17 protein-coding genes are annotated in these 19261 nt (G+C 56.1%); 6 read left to right on the top strand and 11 right to left on the bottom strand.

Annotated elements, in window-relative coordinates:
* The first annotated feature begins 235 nt into the window (after positions 1–235).
* On the top strand, positions 236–1141 hold the full coding sequence (locus ABID47_RS27640; protein ID WP_116234069.1) for an RraA family protein: 906 nt from the start codon (positions 236–238) through the stop codon (positions 1139–1141).
* A 59-nt stretch (positions 1142–1200) separates the two neighbouring features.
* Here ABID47_RS27640 and ABID47_RS27645 read toward each other — a convergent pair whose 3' ends face one another.
* Entirely contained in the window at positions 1201–2370 is a 1170-nt protein-coding gene (locus tag ABID47_RS27645) for a helix-turn-helix domain-containing protein (RefSeq protein WP_076173643.1), read from the bottom strand.
* 46 nt (positions 2371–2416) lie between these two features.
* Complete coding sequence (locus tag ABID47_RS27650; protein ID WP_076173642.1) at positions 2417–3064, bottom strand: GntR family transcriptional regulator; 648 nt, start codon at positions 3062–3064, stop codon at positions 2417–2419.
* Between the two features lie 710 nt (positions 3065–3774).
* Here ABID47_RS27650 and ABID47_RS27655 point away from each other — a divergent pair.
* Positions 3775–5778 carry a methyl-accepting chemotaxis protein gene (locus ABID47_RS27655; RefSeq protein WP_354501606.1) on the top strand — a complete coding sequence of 668 codons (2004 nt, stop codon included), beginning with the start codon at positions 3775–3777 and terminating at the stop codon, positions 5776–5778.
* Positions 5779–6002: 224 nt separating this feature from the next.
* On the opposite strand, the gene ABID47_RS27660 is transcribed toward ABID47_RS27655, so the two are convergent.
* From ABID47_RS27660 to ABID47_RS27675, 4 genes are all read right to left on the bottom strand, one after another.
* Entirely contained in the window at positions 6003–7106 is a 1104-nt protein-coding gene (locus tag ABID47_RS27660; protein ID WP_354501609.1) for a Leu/Phe/Val dehydrogenase, read from the bottom strand.
* A gap of 198 nt (positions 7107–7304) precedes the next feature.
* On the bottom strand, positions 7305–9047 hold the full coding sequence (gene nagZ / locus ABID47_RS27665) for a beta-N-acetylhexosaminidase (RefSeq protein WP_354501612.1): 1743 nt from the start codon (positions 9045–9047) through the stop codon (positions 7305–7307).
* A 207-nt stretch (positions 9048–9254) separates the two neighbouring features.
* Positions 9255–10622, bottom strand: coding sequence for a (Fe-S)-binding protein (locus tag ABID47_RS27670; RefSeq protein ID WP_354501615.1), 1368 nt, complete (start codon positions 10620–10622; stop codon positions 9255–9257).
* Positions 10615–12030 (bottom strand): FAD-binding oxidoreductase, encoded by a 1416-nt coding sequence (locus ABID47_RS27675; protein WP_116234065.1) that lies wholly within the window; start codon positions 12028–12030, stop codon positions 10615–10617. The genes ABID47_RS27670 and ABID47_RS27675 overlap by 8 nt, the downstream gene beginning before the upstream one ends.
* Positions 12031–12236: 206 nt before the next feature.
* Between ABID47_RS27675 and ABID47_RS27680 the strand changes: the two genes are divergently transcribed.
* Positions 12237–12965, top strand: a complete 729-nt coding sequence (locus tag ABID47_RS27680) for a FadR/GntR family transcriptional regulator (protein ID WP_200633845.1) — start codon at positions 12237–12239, stop codon at positions 12963–12965.
* 134 nt (positions 12966–13099) lie between these two features.
* Here ABID47_RS27680 and ABID47_RS27685 read toward each other — a convergent pair whose 3' ends face one another.
* A complete protein-coding gene (locus ABID47_RS27685; protein ID WP_306434135.1) occupies positions 13100–13717 on the bottom strand; it encodes a glycerol-3-phosphate acyltransferase in 618 nt (205 codons plus the stop codon).
* Complete coding sequence (locus tag ABID47_RS27690; protein ID WP_354501620.1) at positions 13714–14817, bottom strand: glycosyltransferase; 1104 nt, start codon at positions 14815–14817, stop codon at positions 13714–13716. The genes ABID47_RS27685 and ABID47_RS27690 overlap by 4 nt, the downstream gene beginning before the upstream one ends.
* 295 nt (positions 14818–15112) lie before the next feature.
* Here ABID47_RS27690 and ABID47_RS27695 point away from each other — a divergent pair, with 295 nt between their 5' ends.
* Together ABID47_RS27695 and ABID47_RS27700 are read left to right on the top strand one after the other, a co-directional pair.
* Complete coding sequence (locus tag ABID47_RS27695; protein ID WP_145948725.1) at positions 15113–15541, top strand: Rrf2 family transcriptional regulator; 429 nt, start codon at positions 15113–15115, stop codon at positions 15539–15541.
* 141 nt (positions 15542–15682) lie between these two features.
* Entirely contained in the window at positions 15683–16321 is a 639-nt protein-coding gene (locus tag ABID47_RS27700; RefSeq protein WP_354501624.1) for an NAD(P)-dependent oxidoreductase, read from the top strand.
* Positions 16322–16399: 78 nt separating this feature from the next.
* On the opposite strand, the gene ABID47_RS27705 is transcribed toward ABID47_RS27700, so the two are convergent.
* Entirely contained in the window at positions 16400–16864 is a 465-nt protein-coding gene (locus ABID47_RS27705; protein ID WP_354501627.1) for a hypothetical protein, read from the bottom strand.
* A complete protein-coding gene (locus ABID47_RS27710; RefSeq protein WP_354501630.1) occupies positions 16861–17175 on the bottom strand; it encodes a hypothetical protein in 315 nt (104 codons plus the stop codon). The genes ABID47_RS27705 and ABID47_RS27710 overlap by 4 nt, the downstream gene beginning before the upstream one ends.
* A gap of 127 nt (positions 17176–17302) precedes the next feature.
* On the opposite strand from ABID47_RS27710, the gene ABID47_RS27715 reads away from it, so the two are divergent.
* Complete coding sequence (locus tag ABID47_RS27715; protein WP_354501632.1) at positions 17303–18223, top strand: AEC family transporter; 921 nt, start codon at positions 17303–17305, stop codon at positions 18221–18223.
* A 56-nt stretch (positions 18224–18279) separates the two neighbouring features.
* Here ABID47_RS27715 and ABID47_RS27720 read toward each other — a convergent pair whose 3' ends face one another.
* Positions 18280–19101: a helix-turn-helix transcriptional regulator gene (locus ABID47_RS27720; RefSeq protein ID WP_354501635.1), complete on the bottom strand. Its 822-nt coding sequence runs from the start codon at positions 19099–19101 to the stop codon at positions 18280–18282.
* Positions 19102–19261 lie beyond the last annotated feature (160 nt).

Below are 19261 nucleotides of genomic sequence, written 5' to 3' on the forward strand. Positions count from 1 at the left end.
ATTTGCGGAGTGCCAGGGAGCAGTTGATTGGTTTGAGATCTGGAGAGTGTCATATGGCGTAAGATCTGGAGTGTGTCATAGAGAAGCAGTGTGATGATCAGATGGATCAGCTCTGCTGAAAATTTATAAATTCGATCATCTAAAGAAAGTCGCATCGACAAAACGGAATCCGTCCTTAACAATGGAATCAAGCACTAGGTTCGAAAGCATCCATTGATCGAGGAGGGATTTTGGAATGAAATTTGACAATCCGGAAGATATCATTCAGTTGACGCCACAGTGGAAGGGCGAGCGGTTCGAGAACGGACGGCCGAAGGTGCCCGAAGACGTGCTGAGAAGAATCCGCAAAATTACGCTGGAGGAAGCGTGGGGGCCGCTCTGGCACCGGGGTTACAAATTCCAGTTTGAAGGCGCCTTCAAAATCGTGCATCCCGACCAGGTCATGGTGGGACGCGCGGTCACCGCGGTCATGGTACCTCAGCGGCCGGATCTGCACGAGACGCTGCTGAACTACGGTCATGAACAGGAAGGCCGCAGCGGCTTCTTCAACCAGTGGGTGATCGATTCCCTGGTTGAAGATGACGTCGTCGTGGTCGATATGTTCGACAAGGTCCACCTCGGCACCTATGTCGGCGGCAACCTCTCGACGGCCATCTCCACCCGCACCAAGCGCGGCGGAGCCGTGATCTGGGGCGGCATCCGCGACAATCAGCAGGTGTCCGAAATCAAGAACATCAACGTCTATTACCGCGGAAGCGACCCGACGGCCATCGGTGAAGTCACCATGGTAGGCATGAACGTGCCGACCCGGATCGGCAAGGCGATCTGCCTGCCGGGCGACGTGGTGCTGGGCACGCCGGCCGGCGTCATCTTCATCCCTCCCCATCTGGCCGAGCTGACGGCCGTGCAGGCGGAGAAATCGCAGGTGCGGGACATCTTCGGCTTCGTCCGGCTCAAGGAAGGCGTCTATTCCACTGCGCAGATCGACGCCTCCTGGACCACGGCGCTGTGGGAGGATTTCACCCAGTGGTTTGAGAGCGACGAGGCTGCCGCCGAGTATCGGCATCTGACCTGGGAGGCCGAGCTTGAGGAAGCCCGAAAAAATGAGCTCGACGGTCCGCGGAACGACGTGCGGCTGTAGCGGGCTCACAACAAGAAAAAAGGAGGCAGGCTGAATGGCCTGCTTCCTTTTTTCGCTGCCTATTTGCAGATCGACTCCCGGTACTCGCTGGGGGAGACACCGACCTTCTTTTTGAAAATTTGGCTGAAGTAGCGGGAATCCTGGTATCCGACCTTTTCGGCAACCTCATAGTTTTTGTAATGGGTTGTCCGCAGCATATCCTTGGCCTTGTCGATCCGGATTTCGGTCAGGTGCTCAATGAACGTCTTGCCGGTGTTCGTCTTGAAGAGCAGGCTCAAATAAGTCGGCGTAATGAACACCTTCTGCGCGACGCTCTGCAGCGAAGCATACTGGCATTCCTGCTCCATGTAATGGATGGTCTTTTTAATAAGGCTGCGATGGCTCTCTTTGAGCGTGGGCGAAAAGACCTCCCACAGGCCGGTCAGAAACCGGGTGACATAGCGCTTCAGTTCATCCAGCGTGCCGATCTTCACCAGCGACGTCGCTTCAAACGGCTTGTAAGCGCCTCCATTCCCTTCGTCGGCAATCACCCTTTTTTCGATACCGACCAGCATCCGGATCGTCAGCTCATACATGCTCGTCACGTCGATCGGGCCCTTCTCCAGCAGCGCGGCATAAAACTGGTCCACCGCTTCTGCGATCTCCGCCTCCGTAGCGGCCGAGCGGAAGCTGGCGTACAGCTTTCTCTCCTTCTCAGCCGGGTAGCGCCCGACCGGCTCCATCCGGCGGATTTCGCTGTAATGGATGATCTGGCCCGTCCCGCGGTAAAACTTGTTATTCAGTGCAGCCGAAGCCTGCCGGTAAGAGAGATGGATGTCGCTCAAGTGGCTGCATGGCTTACCTACTCCAATGTTCACCGGATGGGGGAACCGCTGTTGAAGCATCGCTTGCACCCGGACCAACACCTCTTTGGAAACCCAGGAGAACAGCAGTCCGATCCTCCCTTCCTCGTCCAGAAAGACGACGCTCCCTTCCGGCACACGCTCCTGAAGATCGGCGCGCATGTTCTCAAGATATGCCAAGCGGTCATGCTCATGGTCATAAGGAGCGGTCGGCTCCAATAACGCAATGGCGGGAAACGTATAGTACGGGTTCAGGCGAAGCCGGGACAGGCTTTCCTTCAGTTCCCCCTTCATATTCGCTTTGCCGGAAATGAGGTGCCTTAGCAGACGGTCCCTCATCCAAGTCATAACATCCTGGTCATCGAACAAGAAACGTTCATTTAACATGCTTCATTTCCCCTTTGTGAAAGGATAACGAACGAGAGGCATGGTTCTAGTCCATATGGATGAACTTATAGGCATGCATATGCTCGATAAAAGCCTCCTCAACCGCGTCCCCGTCCCCTGTCTGGAGGACGGTGATCAGCCGCCGGTGCCACTCGGCCAACAAATCCGTCGTGTGGTGACGATTGGAGATGGCCATAAAGCGCATCACCTTCGTCCTCATCTGGTTCCAGAGCTCCAGAATAGCCTGATTGTCGCAGCGTTTGTAGAAAAATCCGTGAAAATCCATATCCAGCTCGAGGATGCCCAGCGTGTCATCGCGCTCGACGGCTTCCTCCATCGACCGGATAATCATTTCCAATTGCTCGTAATCATCCTCCGATAAAGTTGGCATAGACGTTCGCACGGCGTAACCCTCAATAATTTCGCGGAGCACGAAAATATCTCGGATCTCCTTCGACGTAATATTGGAAACGACCGACCCTTTATTCGGAATGCCGTTGATTAATCCTTCCTGCTTCATCCTCTCCAGCGCTTCGCGCACAGGCGCCTGACTGACCTGAAATTTACCCGCGATGTCCAGCACGATGAGCCGCGTTCCCGGCTGCAGCTCGCCTGCGATAATTTCCCGCTTAAGCGTCAAATAAATCTGTTCGCTGATGGAATTCCCCAAAGGGATGTAACTGCTGTTTGACATGACTCTCAGTCTCCATTCGCCGATCATCCAAGACCGCAGATTTGACCAACACGTACGTAACGGCAGTCAGGTAACCGTTTTCAAAACGGTCGGTCGATAGTTTCGCTGACTTACGTTCCATCATCCCTCCCGCTATTATCGATTATCGATAATTTGTTTCCATCATTATATGGGGGCCAGATGCCTTCTGACAACGGAGAATTTTGACGAAAAGGGTTTGATTTTTTATGATCTTTTCGCGTATATCGACAAGTTGTTTTCGAGGGGCTTCCATCCCTGCCACTTCCCGCCGCAAGCCCTATCCGCCAATCGGACAATCGAATGTTATCCAATAAGTACCAACGACATACACCCTATTTTCGGTGTAATCCGCATAGTTCGTCTTACCTATCTAGGAAAAAAACAGGAAATGAATGGTTCTTCCTTTCATTTTTTCAGAAAAAATGCCGGTTTATGAAATAAAGATATGAAAATATCGGGGATACTTGTCGAAATATAGAATAGGAACTAAAACCGGTCGGAATCCTTTCCGCTCAGGCATGCCGTCCGCCGAAACACATGAATCCATTCAAATATATTACATACCTATTGACGGATTCTCACGGATCGGCACATACGGCCCGCCCGGAGCTGCTCTTTTAAGCGCTGCACCTGTTCACACAGGTGCTGCCGGAACTTTAGACCTATATCGACTGCAGGGGGAATCTCGTTTGAACAAGCTACTCAAGCAAATATCCGGGCTTTTCAACATTAAAAAGCTCAGAAGCAGACTGATGCTCTTCATCTGTCTCATGCTCATTATCCCGACCGTTGTGCTTGCCGTCTTCGCCGTGAACAGCGCCAAAGCACAGCTTCAGGACAAAATGGAGGACACTACGAAATCAAGCGTCATGCTGCTCGACAAACTGATCAACACGATGGTTGAAATGCAGCTGTCCAACATCAAGCAGCTCAGCAACCAGATCACGTATGCCGACATCGAAAGTCATTCGGTGGAGACCCGAATCCTGATTGACGATTTTAAAGCGCAGCATCCGGAAATTGAAATCGTCTCGATCGGCACCGACAACGGGTCCTGGATGAAATCTCCTGACCCCGGCCAGCAGAAGTTCGATCCCCGGACCCGCAACTGGTACAAGCTGGCCATGAACAACAAGGGACAGGCCGTTGTCGACGATCCGGCGATTTCGGCTACGACGAAAAACTATGCGGTCGCCATTTCCAAAACGCTGCCCGACGGCAAAGGGGTTATCAACATCAGCCTGAGCATCGGGAACATCAACAACATCGTGAAGCAGGTTCACCTTGGCAACGAGGGCTTCATCTACTTAGTGGACCGCAACGGCCTCTTGATGTCGCACCCGACCGAGAAGGTGGGTGCCAAGTTTGTCGGCGACCAGCTCAAAACGATGCAGGGTAAAAATGAAGGACTGCTCAACTATACGAACCCGCTCAATGGCGTTGACCAGCGCGGATATTTCGTGACCAACGAGCTGACCGGCTTCAAAATCGTCGGCATCCTTCCGGAGAGCGAATATACAAAGGCGACGACGCCGATCTTCTGGACATCGGCCATCGTTCTTGTGATCTCCGTCATTGCCGCGCTGATCGTGATGTTCTTCATCATCCGCAGCATGACGCGTCCGATCGAGCAGCTGAACCGTTCGGCAAAGCGCGTGAGCGAAGGGTATCTGAACGACCGCGTCGTGACGAAGCGGCGAGACGAAATCGGAGACCTGGCGCATAACTACAACGCCATGGTCGACTCGCTGCGCCGGATGGTACTGGACATGTCCGAAACCTCCAGTCAGCTGGCGGCCTCGAGCGAAGAGCTGACCGCCAGTACGGAGCAGAACGCGCAGAGCGTCGAATTCGTCTCCAATCTGATGACGGATTCAGCCCAGGAGGCCAACAACCAGGCCATCGCCGCGCAGGAAAGCGCGCGCACGATGGAGGAAATGGCCAGCGGTATCCAGCGTATTGCCGAATCGGCCAGCACCATCGTCGATTCGTCGAACCGTACGGAAGAAGACGTGCATGCCGGCAGCCGGAAGGTTCAGCTGGTCAGCACGCAAATGGACACGATCAAGAAGTCCACGCACGAGTCTGCTGCGCTGATCGAGAAGCTGAACGACCACAGCGCAAGCATCGCCGCAATGAGCACGGCGATCTCCGAAGTGGCTAAGCAGACCAACCTGCTCTCCCTGAACGCCGCGATCGAAGCGGCGCGGGCCGGCGAGCATGGACGCGGCTTCGCCGTCGTCGCCGAGGAAGTCCGCAAGCTGGCGGATCAGTCGAACCTCACGGCGGAGGAAATCCAGCACACGATCCAGGAGATGACGATGCTGATCACTGACGCGTATAACGTGATGCGTCATAAAGTGCAGTCCGATGTGGATCAGGGGATGGAAGTTACGGCAGAGGCGCTTGAAGCTTTTGCCAATATCGAGAAATCCGCCAAGCAGATTACCGACCAGATCCAGGACATTTCCGCCGTCACCGAGCAGATGTCCGCGAGCAGCGAAGAAGTGTCCGCCTCCGTGCAGGAAGTGGCCAGCATTTCGCGCAACACGGTCGCGTCGTTCGAGCGCGTGAGCGCCGCGAACCAGGAGCAGCTGGCGTCCATGGAAGAAATCTCATCTTCGGCGAACAGCCTGTCGAAGATGGCGGTGGACATGCAGGAGAAAATCGACCGCTTCAAGCTGGAGGGCTGATTGGGGCGGGTAGCAGCCCGCTTGATTTCCCGGCCACCGGAGGTTTATGAAATGTTAAAAAGCGTACCGTACGGTTTAAGTCCGTGCGGTACGCTTTTTGGTGTTTATTACGGGTGTGTCCCTGTCGGTATGCCTTTTAATGCTTGCAGGTTGATGTGTTTTCCCACTAACCTGAGCGGTTCCCTGGAGCGATTCCCTGCTTAGTTTCCAGCGGGCCCTCTCGCTTAATGCCCAAAGCGTCGGCTCAGCACATGATGCGGATTTTGCAGGAACGGGCTGCGCGTATTTTTAAGCGTTTCGATGCGCTCAAGCGCAAGCCGGTCCGCGGCGGCATACGTCGGGATGCCGGCTTCCCGGGAGATGTCGAAGACGCGGGAGATGCTGTTATAGATCCCGCTGATCTGCTTCCAGGCGCGGTCCTTGTTATAGCCGTTCAGCTCGTCGGCAATATTGATGACGCCGCCGGCGTTAATGACGTAATCCGGCGCGTAGACGATGCCCAGCTCGTGAATCAGGTCTCCGTGCCGGGCTTCCTTCAGCTGGTTGTTGGCCGAGCCGGCAATAACCTTTGCCTTCAGCTTCGGAATGCTCTCATCATTGATGATGGCGCCCAGCGCACATGGGGAGAAAATATCGCAATCAACGCCGATAATATCCCCCGGCGCCACCGCAGTGGCGTTATACTTCTCCACCGCGCGGCTGACTGCCTCCTCGTTGATATCCGTCACGATCAGCCGGGCGCCCTCCTGATGCAAATACTCGCACAGGTGGAACGCCACGCTGCCGACGCCCTGCACCGCAATCGTCCGGCCTTCCAGCGAATCGGAACCGAAGGCTTCTTTAGCGGCGGCCTTCATACCTTGATATACGCCGTAGGCCGTCGCCGGCGACGGATTGCCGGACGAGCCGTAGGTCGGGGAGATCCCGGTCACAAAATCCGTCTCCTGATGAATGATATCCATGTCGGCCACCGTTGTGCCGACATCCTCTGCCGTAATGTAGCGGCCGTTCAATCCTTGTATGTATCTTCCGAAGGCTCGGAACATCGCTTCGTTCTTGTCCTTTTTCGGATCGCCGATGATGACGGTCTTGCCTCCGCCCAGGTTCAGGCCTGAAATGGCGTTCTTATAGGTCATGCCCTTAGCCAGGCGCAATGCGTCTTCGATTGCGGCTTCCTCGGAAGCGTAAGTCCACATCCGGGTCCCGCCCAGTGCCGGCCCGAGCGTCGTATCGTGAATCGCAATGATCGCTTTGAGTCCGGACGACTTGTCCTGACAAAAAAGCAGCTGCTCATAATCGTACTGTTCCATTGCGCTAAACAGTTCCATATCGGTGTTCCCTCCATTGTGATTCATGCCTCATGCTACTCACGCTTATAAGCGTAACAGGATCATTATAGTAATGATTTGACTTGAAAGTAAAGTTTTCACCCGTGTTATCTGACTTTCCGGGCTTTACCCTACTGGGCTTGCATGAACACAAAAAAGACGGCTGACGCCGTCTTAAAAAGCCTTTGTCCCTGCTTCTCACGCTTCCGTCTGCAATCCCCAACCGGCGGGGTACGATGCGCCGAGCGATACCGGCAGGCGCCCTTTGAAAGGGATAGCGCCGGCGATCGCCTTGGCGGTGCTCACAAGCGCCAGCGGACGGCTCTCGTAGGCCGCAACCAGTGCAGACGCTTCCGGAAAACACATCAGGTCGTACGGATTGCGAAGCGCGGCCACCACGACCGGTTTGCCAAGCGCGAGCAAATCCTGGACCAGCTTGATCTGCGCCGGGTCAAACTGCGCATTGTACGTGCCCACGACGATCTGCCGCACCTCCCCGCCTCCGGCTTCCTCCATAAGGCGGCCCGCCTGCTCCGCCACTTCGGCCAGCAGCACCTGACGGTCGCTCACATCGATTCCCTGTGCGGCCAGGGCACTGCCCAGGCTTTCCGTCCTCGCGATCGCTTCGTCGGCGATCGTCAGCGCGGCAGCCGCGACCGAGATGACCAGCGTGCGCTGCCGTTTCAGCGGCAGGATGCCATCCCTTGCTTGCACCAGCGTAATGCTTGCCTCGCTGATCCGGCGGGCCAGATCCATGTGGGCTTCGCTCCCGGGGCGCTTGTCCCGCAGTCCGAGCGCTGCCTGTTTGCCATTCTGGGCCAGCTCGTCCTGCAGCCCATGCAGGTCTTCGACAACCTGCCCGTCCAGCTCCGGCCGCAGCGTCCCTGGCTCCGCCGGGCTCCCGAGCAGTCCGCGCTTCGCCTTCAGCGCAAGCAGCCTCCGCACGGAAGCGTCGATCCGGCTCTCCACGATCCGGCCGGAGCGGACCGCCTGCTCCAGTGCCTCCATCGCCTCCACCTGCAGCTGCGGGGTCTGGCTGATCAGGACGGTGTCCGCTCCCGCTTCGACCGCCATCACCGCAGCCTTGACGGTGCCGTAATGCTCGGCGATCGCTTTCATTTCCATGCAGTCGGTCATGACCACACCATCGTAGCCGAGCTCCTCGCGCAGCAGGCCGGTCAGCACGGCATGCGACAGCGTTACCGGCAGCTTGGACGGCTCTAGCGCCGGGAAATAAATATGCGCCGACATGACCGCGTCGATGCCTTCGGCGAACGCCTTTTTGAACGGAACGAGCTCCACCTCATCCATCCGCTCCCGGTCGTGTGTAATCGTCGGCAGGTCCAGATGGGAGTCCACGGCGGTATCCCCGTGCCCCGGAAAATGCTTCGCCGTGGCCGCGACGCCCGCGTCCTGCAGGCCGCGGAAAGCAAGCGCCCCGTACTCCGCCACCGCTTCCGGGGACTCCCCGTAGGAACGGACGCCGATGACCGGATTCAGCGGATTGTTGTTCACGTCGAGCACCGGCGCAAAGTTCAGGTTGATGCCGAGGGAACGCAGTTCCTCCCCGCTGACGCGCGCGGACTCGTACACCCAGTCCGCCGAGCCCGCGGCGGCCAGCGCCATATTTCCCGGCATCAGAGCGACGCCTTCCGTGATCCGGGCGACCATTCCGCCTTCCTGATCAATGGAAATCCACAACGGCAGCGTCCCCGACGCAGCGGCCACCTGCTGCAGATCCCGGCTCAGCCTGCCCACCTGCTCCGTCGTCTTCACGTTGCGGGCGAAATAAATGACGCCGCCGATCTGATTCGTGCGGATGAACTGCCGCAGCTCCTCGCTGATTTCCGTCCCCCAAAAGCCGCAAACGAACATCTGCCCGATTTTTTGCCGCAGGCTCATGCTCTTGATCAGCTGATCGATCTTCCGTTCCTGATTCATCGTGATATCCCCCTAGCCCATATGCTGTATCAATTGCGCTGCTGATTCCAATCTGATTCCAATATCTGCGAAATACCATCATCGCTCCCAAATCCATTACAGCATGATTTAAATATCGATTCTGATAGGATTCGAATCTTCAATGATCCATTACTCTGATTTCAATTTCGATATACCGGACCCGGTTCCCCTTGCGATTCCTTCTGCCTATTCCGTCCGCTCCTGCAGCCGCTCATGCAGAAAATCGACGATATGGACGGCCTTCATGCTGCCGCTGAGGCCTTCCTTCTCGATGCCGTGCTTCATCTGGAGCTGGCAGCCGGGATTGCTGGTCAGCAGATACTGGGCCTGCGTTGCTTCCACATGCTCCATCTTGTGATCCAGAATGCTGCCGGCCATTTCCGGCTGCGTCACGTTGTAGATGCCGGCTGAGCCGCAGCAGCGATCGGCGTTTTTCATTTCGATAAACTCGGCGCCCTCCACTTGGCGCATCAAAACGCGTGGGGCGTCAGACGATTTCATCACGTTGCGCAGATGGCAGGAATCCTGGTAGGTGATTCTCACCTTCGGGTCCCCTTCTGGATCAGATCCTGCCGAAGGGACGCCGAAGTTTAAGCTTCGACCCGCGCGGACAAGCAGCTCGCTCACGTCGACGACACGCCCGGCGAACCAGGCTGCATCCTCCCGCCACTGCGGATCTTCATGCAGCAGATGGTCGTATTCGGTCAGGATCGCCCCGCAGCCGCCCGCATTGGAGACGATATAGTCTACATTCGCCTCCTTGAAGGCGCGGATGTTGCCGCGGGCGAGCTCCCGCGCTCCTTCCGCCTCGCCGCTGTGTGCATGCAGGGCGCCGCAGCAGTTCTGTGCCGCCGGAATCACTACATCGAAGCCGGCTGCGGTAAGCAGATCCACGGTATGAATGTTCGTGTCTGTGAACAGCACATCCATAATGCAGCCTCTGAAGAGCGCTGCGGTCGCGATTTTCTCGCCTTTTGCCGGGTGATACGCGCCGATCTTCTCCAGCACGCCCTTGCCCGAAGCTTCGGGCAATATTTTCTCCATATCGCTGATATGCTTCGGAAACAGCCTCATGATCCCGGTGGACCGCGCTACCTTCCGCAGCCCCGACTTCTGGTACAGCTCGAGGCCTCGGCCCACGAGCTTCATCCGCTTCTGATGCGGAAATACCGTTTTGAACGCCGCATGACGGGCAGCCTTCACCAGCGGTTTATGCCGCTTGTGATCCTCGATCGCGTCCCTTGCCTGTTCAATAAGCTGCCCGTATTTGACGCCAGCTGGACAGGCCGGCTCGCAGGCGCGGCAGCCGAGGCAGTGGTTCATCTGCTCCTCGAACGCCCCATCCGGCTCCATAATGCCGTCCGCGACGGCCTTCATCAGGGCGATCCGGCCCCGCGGCGACTCGGCCTCGATGCCTGTCTCGGCAAAGGTTGGACACGCCGGAAGGCAGAAGCCGCAGCGCATGCAGTTGGTCAGCTGGTCCTCATCGAGGCGCAGCCGGAGCGTCTCGGCGAGCGGATTCAACCGCTCCTTCACGTTCACCGCGTTACCCACGATCGATCACCACCCGTTTTCTCGTTTCTTTAGCGAACATTTTCCCCGGATTCAGCAGGTTATGCGGATCAAAGGACTGCTTGATCGCCTTCATGACCTCCATCCCCGCTGCCCCGACTTTCCATTCGAGGAACGGCGATTTGACCAATCCGACCCCATGCTCGCCGGTAATCGTTCCCCCGAGCCGGATCGCTGCTTCGAAGATTTCCTCGAACGCTTCGTCCACCCGGTGAATTTCCTCCTGATTGCGCGCATCGGTCGTTGCCGTCGGATGAAGGTTGCCGTCTCCGGCATGGCCGAAGGTGCAGATCTGGACGTCATATTTCTTCGCGATGCGGTTGATCTCAAGCACCATATCCGCAATCTTGGAGCGCGGCACCGTCGCGTCCTCGAGAATCGTCGTCGGCTTCAGTCTTGCCAGCGCGGTAAACGCGCTGCGCCGGGCGGTCAGCAGCTTCTCGGCTTCCTCCGCGCTCGCCGCGATGCTCACCTGATCGGCCTGCTCACTGCGGCAGATGTCCGTGATAAGCGCAATATCCCGCTCCACGGTTTCCATGTCGCCGTCCTGTTCGATCAGCAGGATCGCTTCCATGTCGAGCGGCAGCCCCAGCTTCGCATAATCGTCCACGACCCGGATCGTGGAGCGGTCGAGAATTTCCAGGGTAGCCGGAATGATCCGGTTCTCGATGATTTTGGATACCGTACGGGCCGCGCCGTACAAATCCTTGTACATCGCCAGCATCGTCTTCTTGTACTTTGGCGGCGGAATCAGCTTCAGCGTCGCCTCCGTGATGATGGCCAGTGTTCCCTCCGAACCGACCAGCAGCTTCGTCAGATCGTAACCGGCCACATCCTTCATCAGCTTGCCGCCGGTTCGAATGATGTCGCCGCTCGCCAGGACGGCCTCCAGCCCGATCACGTAATCCTTGGTCGTTCCGTATTTCAGCCCGCGCAGGCCGCCCGAGCATTCGGCGATATTGCCGCCGAGGGTCGAGATCGACATGCTGCTCGGGTCCGGCGGGTAGAACAGGCCCAGCTCCTCTACATGCGTAATAAACTGTTTCGTATTTAGCCCCGGCTGAACGATCGCCGTTAAATTTTCCATATCGATCTCGAGGATCCGGTTCATCCGGTGCATGACCATGACGACGCCGCCTTGAACGGGCACCGTGCCGCCGCACAGGTTCGTTCCCGAACCCCGGCCGACAACAGGGATTTTATGCCGGCTCAGCACCTTCATCACTTCGGAGACCTGGCCGGTATTTTCCGGATATACGACTGCATCCGGCAGCGACTGCAGCATCGGCGTGCCGTCATACGAATGCGTGACCAGCGACTGGGGATCATCCTTTACATAAGAGCTGCCCAAAATGGCGACAAGCTCGCGTTTTACGTCTTCCTGCAGCAAGGAAAACACTCCTTTACATTCCATAATCGATATCAGTGCAAAATAAATTAGTCAGGTCATCTGATGACTTTTATTGTGATCAAGTATACACTAAAATAAATGAATCTATATAGATTGAATTTAAGAAAGTCACATTTTAGACACAATTATTCCTCGTAGATCAAGGAATGACTAGTAAAAACTTTAAACGGAGGGACGCTTGAACGATGAATTCGCAGCGGCCGTTGAAACAATATGAGTGGGTAATGAATGATTTGAAGCGGCAGATGGACGAGGGCTCGCTTCAGCCGGGGGACCGCCTCTCCTCGGTCGTGGACCTGGCGCTTCAGTACAATGTGGGCAGATCGACCATCCGCGAGGCGCTCAGCGCTCTGAAAGCGATGGGGCTGCTGGATATCCGCCAGGGCGGAGGCACGTTTGTGCGTACACCGCCCGCCGATCCGCTGCCGGTCCATCCCGGACAGCTCTACGCGGACCTGTGGGAGGGACGCGCGGCTTCGCTGCGCCATCTGCTTGAGGTCCGGCGCGTGCTGGAGACCGGCTGCGCCTCCGTTGCCGCATCGAACCGCAGCGAAGCGGATCTGGCGGCTTTTGAGGAAATACTGCGCGAAATGGAGAACGCCGCCGATGAGCAGGTCAGCGAGCAGGCGGACGTGAAATTCCATCAGCAAATCGCCGCGGCCACGCATAATCCGCTGCTGCTGGATTTGATGGAATCGTTATCGAACAAGCTGCATGAAAACATGAAGGATATGCGCGCCTTGTGGTTCTATGCCGAGCGCTCCTCTGCCGAGCGGCTGCTGCAGGAGCATGCGTCCATCTACGAGGCGATCCGGACTCAGGATGCCAAGGAGGCCCTGGCCCGGATGGAGGCCCATATCACCAAAGTGGAGCAGGTGCTAAGCGAAAAAGGCGCGGGCGACCAGCCGCTTTGACCTCCAGGCTTAATCATGAGCCGCAGATGCGAAAGCTCGATGCCGCTGCCTAAGAGGCAAGCCCGCATTTAGCGTCCGCCCTTGCCTCCTGCCCACCCGCGTTTCAATTTACCCGGCATAGGCAGCACACAATGTTAACCTCCTCGCCGCCCGCTGTACCTTTTTAAAAATACTTCCAGCTTCCTTTTATTCGTATAGACGAGAATCAGCAGATTTACGAGCCATATGCACAAATATGGCCCCGGGAAGCCCCGGGCGATCAGATAGACAGAGACGAGCATGAAGCCGGCCACCACCTGGAAGCCGCTCGCTTCCGTGGATAAGGGCCGCCGGCTCATCAGCTTGGAGGCAATCAACAGCAGCGCCAGAATGACGGCAAGCGCCAGCGATACCTCAAACCGGGTCAAGGCGCTCCATACCCCGAAGGTGACGGCGATCGCCTTGCCTCCCTTGAACTTCAGAAACGGCGAGAAGGCATGCCCCGCAACCGGGGCCGCGGCGACAGCCACCATGCCATACCCGTGCACGGTGCCGCTGCCGGCGATCCATACCAGGGGCACATATCCCTTCAAAAAGTCCAGCGCCACCCCCGCCAGACCCAGCTTATACCCCGCAGCGCTCCAGAGGTTGAACGCACCCGGATTCCCGTCTCCCACCGCCTTCAAATCCTTGTGCGCCGCCCGGCCCAGCCAATACGAGAACATCAGCGAGCCGCACAGAAATTCCACAGCCGTCAGCAGCAGGATCATCATGGTTCCCTATGACCCCCAACATCCACGGCCCTGTCCTTCCACATGACATGCCCCAGAAACATGACCTGGTAAGCGGAATACAGCATCACCACCAGGAAAAAGATCGTGGATAAAATATGAAGAACAGGCATTACGAAGCCGAATTTGCCGACATTTTTAATCAGATAGCCGATGTGTGCCATGTACAGCAAGTAGCCCGCGAGCAAGGGGATTCCCCATGGCGTGTTCCATAGAAAGAACGCCCCTGCGGAGCAGACCAATCCGATAAACCAGATCGCAATCAGGACGATCGTCCATGGACTCAGCTTGGCCGTGCTCAGCACCGCTCCTTTGCCGAATCCCTGCAGCTCGCTTTTAATACCGTGCGGGTACATGCGGAACGATACCATCCCCCGGCCGATAAAATTCGTTACGTCGATCCCGGCTTCCATGTACTTGGCGCCCAGGTTTAAATCGTCCAATATTTCCGACCGGATGCTGCTATGGCCGCCGACCTGCTCATAATCTTGCCTTGTTGTCAAAATGCAGGAGCCGTAAAGTCCTTTCCGGAGATTGCGGCGTTCAAAAGGGGAGGTAAACGCAAATACGCCCAAAATATTCGGAATGAGTGCAAGGCGTTCGTAAAATTTCTCGGTGTGGTGAAAGGGGACGACGGAAATGACGCCACCGGTACGGGAGCGAAGCTGCAGAAGCGAATCCAGCGCATGTGGTGACAAGCGGATGTCGGCATCCAGAAAAACGAACGTATCCCCGGAAGCATGAAGATAGCCGTTCCATACGGCCCATGTTTTTCCCGTCCATCCGGGAGGAAGCGGCGGATTCTGCACGATGGTCACCCCGAAGCCCGCGGCGACGTCCCGGGTCCGGTCCTGCGAGCCGTCGTCGACGACAATGATCTCATGCGGCTGCAAGCTTTGAGTCCGGAGCGATTCCAGGAGAAAAGCCAGATTCTTCTCCTCATTCCGCGCCGGAATGATCACGGAGAGCTTAGCCCCCGCCTGCCGCCCATCGCTGCGAGGGACCCGATTTTTGCGGAACAAAACAATCCCGGAAAGGATGCCGATAACAAATAACAGGTAAAGAAACAGGTAAAGCCCCATTGCCAACAACCCCATCTCTCTAAAGTAGCTGGAACCTTGGAAGGTTAGAGCCTTTCGTGCGTCTGCCGGATCTGTCCTGAAGCGTTATCATTGAATGATGCAACCATAGTGTAGCCGAGCATTCCTCCCTTTTCAATACATTATATTCCAGCCCCTTGGCCAAGGATTCGCGGATTGCTCCGTCCCTTCTGAAAACTTTCTGGCCCCTTCGGGTCATGCTGCGCAGCAGAACGCCTTTTATGATAAAATAATCTTATTACTCCCAGTACAGGGCGGCGGCAAGGAGGCATAATCCATGAATATCAGCAGCCGGTTTTCCGTGGCTATTCATATCCTTTCGATTCTGGAAATCAACAAGACGGGTACCAATACGTCTGATTTTATAGCTTCAAGCGTCAATACGAACCCGGTCGTGATCCGGAGAATTACAGGCATGCTCAGCAAGGCAGGATTGGTCGAAGTGAAGCCGGGGGTTCCCGGTGCCAAGCTGGCCAAGGATCCCGGCGATATAACGCTGCTGGACATTTATAATGCGGTTAACGTCGTGGAGGAGAACGGCCTGTTCGGCGTCCATGATTCTCCCAACCCGGATTGCACGGTGGGCCGCAATATCCAGGGGGTGATCGTCCCGCTGTTCACCAGCGCCCAGAAAGCGATGGAGAACGTGCTCGCTGCCGTTAAGCTCCAGGACATCATCCAGGACATCGAAGCGCATGAAATGTAACGCACGCCCCGACTCCCGACCCGGAAGAGGGGCGTGTTTTTTGCGTGTTGAAGGTCTGCCGTCCTTTTTGATTTGACATTCGCCCAGCATGTAACTACAATAGTTACAGGAACGAACATGTTAATCAGGAGGGAACTTTTTATGAATATTGGAGTTATTGGAGCCAGCGGTAAAGCTGGACGCCTTATTGTAGAGGAAGCGGTGAACCGCGGACACCAGGTGACGGCGATCGTTCGTGATGCAGGCCGCGTTACGGGGAACGTCAGTGTGTTGGAAAAAGATGTGTTTGACCTGACGGCTGAAGATGTGAAGCCGTTTGATGTTGTCGTCAACGCCTTCGGCGCCAAGCCCGGGGACGAGCATCTTCACGTCGAAGCCGGAAGATCACTGATTTCCGCCCTGAAGGAAGCACCGTCGACCCGGCTGATCGTCGTGGGAGGCGCAGGCAGCCTGTTTGTCGACGAAGCACAGACCACCCGCGTCATGGATACGCCAGATTTTCCGAAGGAATACTTCGCTACGGCATCCAATCAGGGCAAAAACCTCGAGGATCTGCAGCAGTCCAGCGGGATTCAGTGGACCTTTATCAGTCCGTCGGCCTTTTTTGATCCCGAAGGGGCAAGAACCGGCTCCTACCAGGCCGGAAAGGACCAGCTTCTCGTCAACTCAGCCGGCAGCAGCTATATCAGCTACGCGGATTACGCCATTGCCGTCCTTGATGAAATCGAGCATCCGCAGCATCGGAACGAACGGTTCACCGTTGTGGGCGAAGCCAAATAATTAGATGTATTGACAAAAGAGACGATCCCCTTTCTTGGGACCGTCTCTTTAATTTACCCGGAAAAGGCAGTTTCACGCTTATTTCGATTCCAGCATCGAAGGAGCAGCCTTCCAGCTCATCTCCTCCAAAAGGGTGCGAACCCGTTCCAACATCATGTCCACATGCTCGGCATGCATATCTTTGAGGAGCGACATATTTTCCGGCTCGGCAATATAGCTGAGCGTGTTCAGGAACAGCTCCGTCTCCAAATCGATTAACGCGATTTCCCGCGCCCGGCCAATTAAATCCTCGTAGGGCATGCAATCCGGAGGGATATCGAGCCTAAGATGCAGAGCGATCTCCTTCAGCTTGGTTTTCGCCGCCATATGGGCGAGAATCAGTGCCGGCTGCAGCTGTCCCTCGTCTTTGAGCAGGATCGCCAGATTCATATGACTCCTGGATAATTCACTCCAAATTCGGGTCTTGGCGGACTGGAGGGAATCCCCATCCGCGTTAAGTTCCCTTTCTTTAACCAGGCTCGAGTTTGTTGTGTATGGACTCATTCCCAATCATACCTCCCTTGGAGCAGCACTTCTGCAGGAACTGAAGCCGGTATGGCTTGCCGGCGCGAAGTAAGGGGGTGCATACTCATCTTGAGTGTCGGCATATAGGCTGCCGAAAGTGCTTGCCGCCTGCGGCTTCCTGTATCGGTCATCCAAGACGGGAACGTTCCCATCTTGACCGTTGCGGGCTTTAGGCATGATAACTGCTGGTACTCCTTGTTGTATATTTCGGTTTTTTCTGCATCAAAATGAAGGGTTTTCCATATTAAAAAGCTTTCTCCAACATTTGTGTAGTATTGGGGATTCGCCATGGCAAGTGGCCCTCCCGCTTCCTGCTTCCTCCCTATTTTTTTCATCACGGCTCCAGGTACGGTGCTATAATGAAGAGGTTGGTTTCAAATACATCATGACAATGATCTCGAAAAAGGAAGCTGAGCTATGATTGGAGACATACTTCTGGAAGTGGTGCTGCCCGTCTTTGTGCTGATTGGAATCGGTTCATGGATGCAGCGCGTGTTCCGCCTGGACTTGTACACACTGGCCAAAATCAATTTTTACTGCATAACCCCTGCCGCCGTCTTTATGAGCATGTATCATTCGGATATGTCGGGCGAGCTGCTCGGGAATGTGACACTCTTTTACGCATTATATGTATTCATTCTATACGTGATAGGGACCTTGGTCGCCCGCCCGCTGAAATTCACCCAAAGCATGCGCGCTGCGTTCAACAACAGCATCATGCTGGACAACTCGGGCAACTACGGGATGCCGATCAATGCCCTGGTGTTCAAGGGGGACCCCCTCGCCAGCTCCATGCAGGCGCTGATCATGTCGCTACAGAGCCTCCTGACGTTCACTTATGGAGTCATATCGATCCAGGGCGCCAAGCTGAAAGGCAATTACCGCAGCATGATTATCGGTTTTCTGAAAATGCCGGTCCCGTATGCGCTTGTGCTCGGAATCGTGCTGCATGCCGTGCATGCCCCGCTGCCCCTGTTCGTATCGCAGCCGCTCACCTATGCCCAGCAGTCGATGGTGGCCGTCGCCCTGCTGACGCTGGGGGCCCAGATCGTCAAGTATCCGCTCAAACTGTACCGTGTGGACGTATATATCAGCCTGTTCCTCCGCCTCATCATCGGCCCGGTCATCGGCGTAACACTCGTGTTTGCGCTCGGAATGAAGGGGATTCCGGCCCAGGCGCTGCTCATCGCATCCGGCATGCCGACCGGGGTCAACACGTCGATTTTGGCGGAAGAGTACAACAACGAGCCGGATTTTGCGGCGCAAACCGTCCTGATTTCCACGCTGTTTAACATTATTACGATTACGGGATTAATTACACTGGCGAAAATGTTCTGAAATAGAGGCGAAATGCCTCTATTTTTTTGTATATATCGGCCAAGTCTGCTCCTGCCCTAGCGGGAACCAAGGACGAATTGGCGCGGCGTAACGCCGAGCACCCGCTTGAAATGCCGGTGAAAATGGCTTTGGTCGCTGAAGTTAAGCACTGCCGCCACTTCGTGAACGGGAAGACCGGACAGCAGCAGCTGCTGTGACCTCCGGATCCGCTCCCGGATAATATACTGGTGCGGCGGCAGGCCTGTGGTCTGCTTAAACAGCCTCACCAGATGGGACGAGCTGATATGGGCGGCTGCAGCCAGATCTTCGAGAGAGATATCCTGGTCCAGAAACGCATCGATGTACTGCAGCGCTTGATCCAGCTGATTTTTGTCCAGCTTATGCGGGGCAGCCCGGCTCCCGGCTTTGGTGCCTGAACCGTAGCGGTCGAGCATATGGACGGTGAGCATGCGCATCAAGGAATCCGAGTAGAGCCTGCCGCCCAGCCCTCCACTCTGCTGCTCTTCGTGGAGCCAGCGGACCAGCTGGACGATCCGTTCATCCTGCAGCCGGATCTGTGTCGCGAAATCGATCTGCCTGGCTCCTCCGGGGAGCTCAAGCTCACCGGCTACCTTTTGGATGAGGTCAGGGCTCAGGTCGAGACGGTAGAAGTCGAGCTCCCTGTCCCACCGGCACAATGACATGTCGCCTGCAGAGAATACGTTGATATGTCCAGGCCAGGCCACCCCTTCCCCGCTGTATCCGTCGGACCGCTCAAACACGCGGACCGGCTCCTTGGTACGGTGAATGACCATGAGATGCCCCGTTAATACCGGCTCAAAGGCTTCCTGCGGGGGGACTTGCTCCATGCTGGACAACGTATACTCCGGCTTCTCCACGCTCCTGTTTTCACCCTTTCCCACTGCTGGCCGTATCGGCAATGCGTTCTCCTCCCTGCCGCTTGGATGCAATGAAACGCTTTTTTTTCCATTCTAAACGCTGCTTCCTTCCCTGACAAAGGGTACTTCGGCCCAAATGAGCATTTTGTTCAAAAAAGAT

The organism is Paenibacillus favisporus (assembly GCF_040545415.1).
Lineage (GTDB): Bacteria > Bacillota > Bacilli > Paenibacillales > Paenibacillaceae > Paenibacillus_AQ > Paenibacillus_AQ favisporus.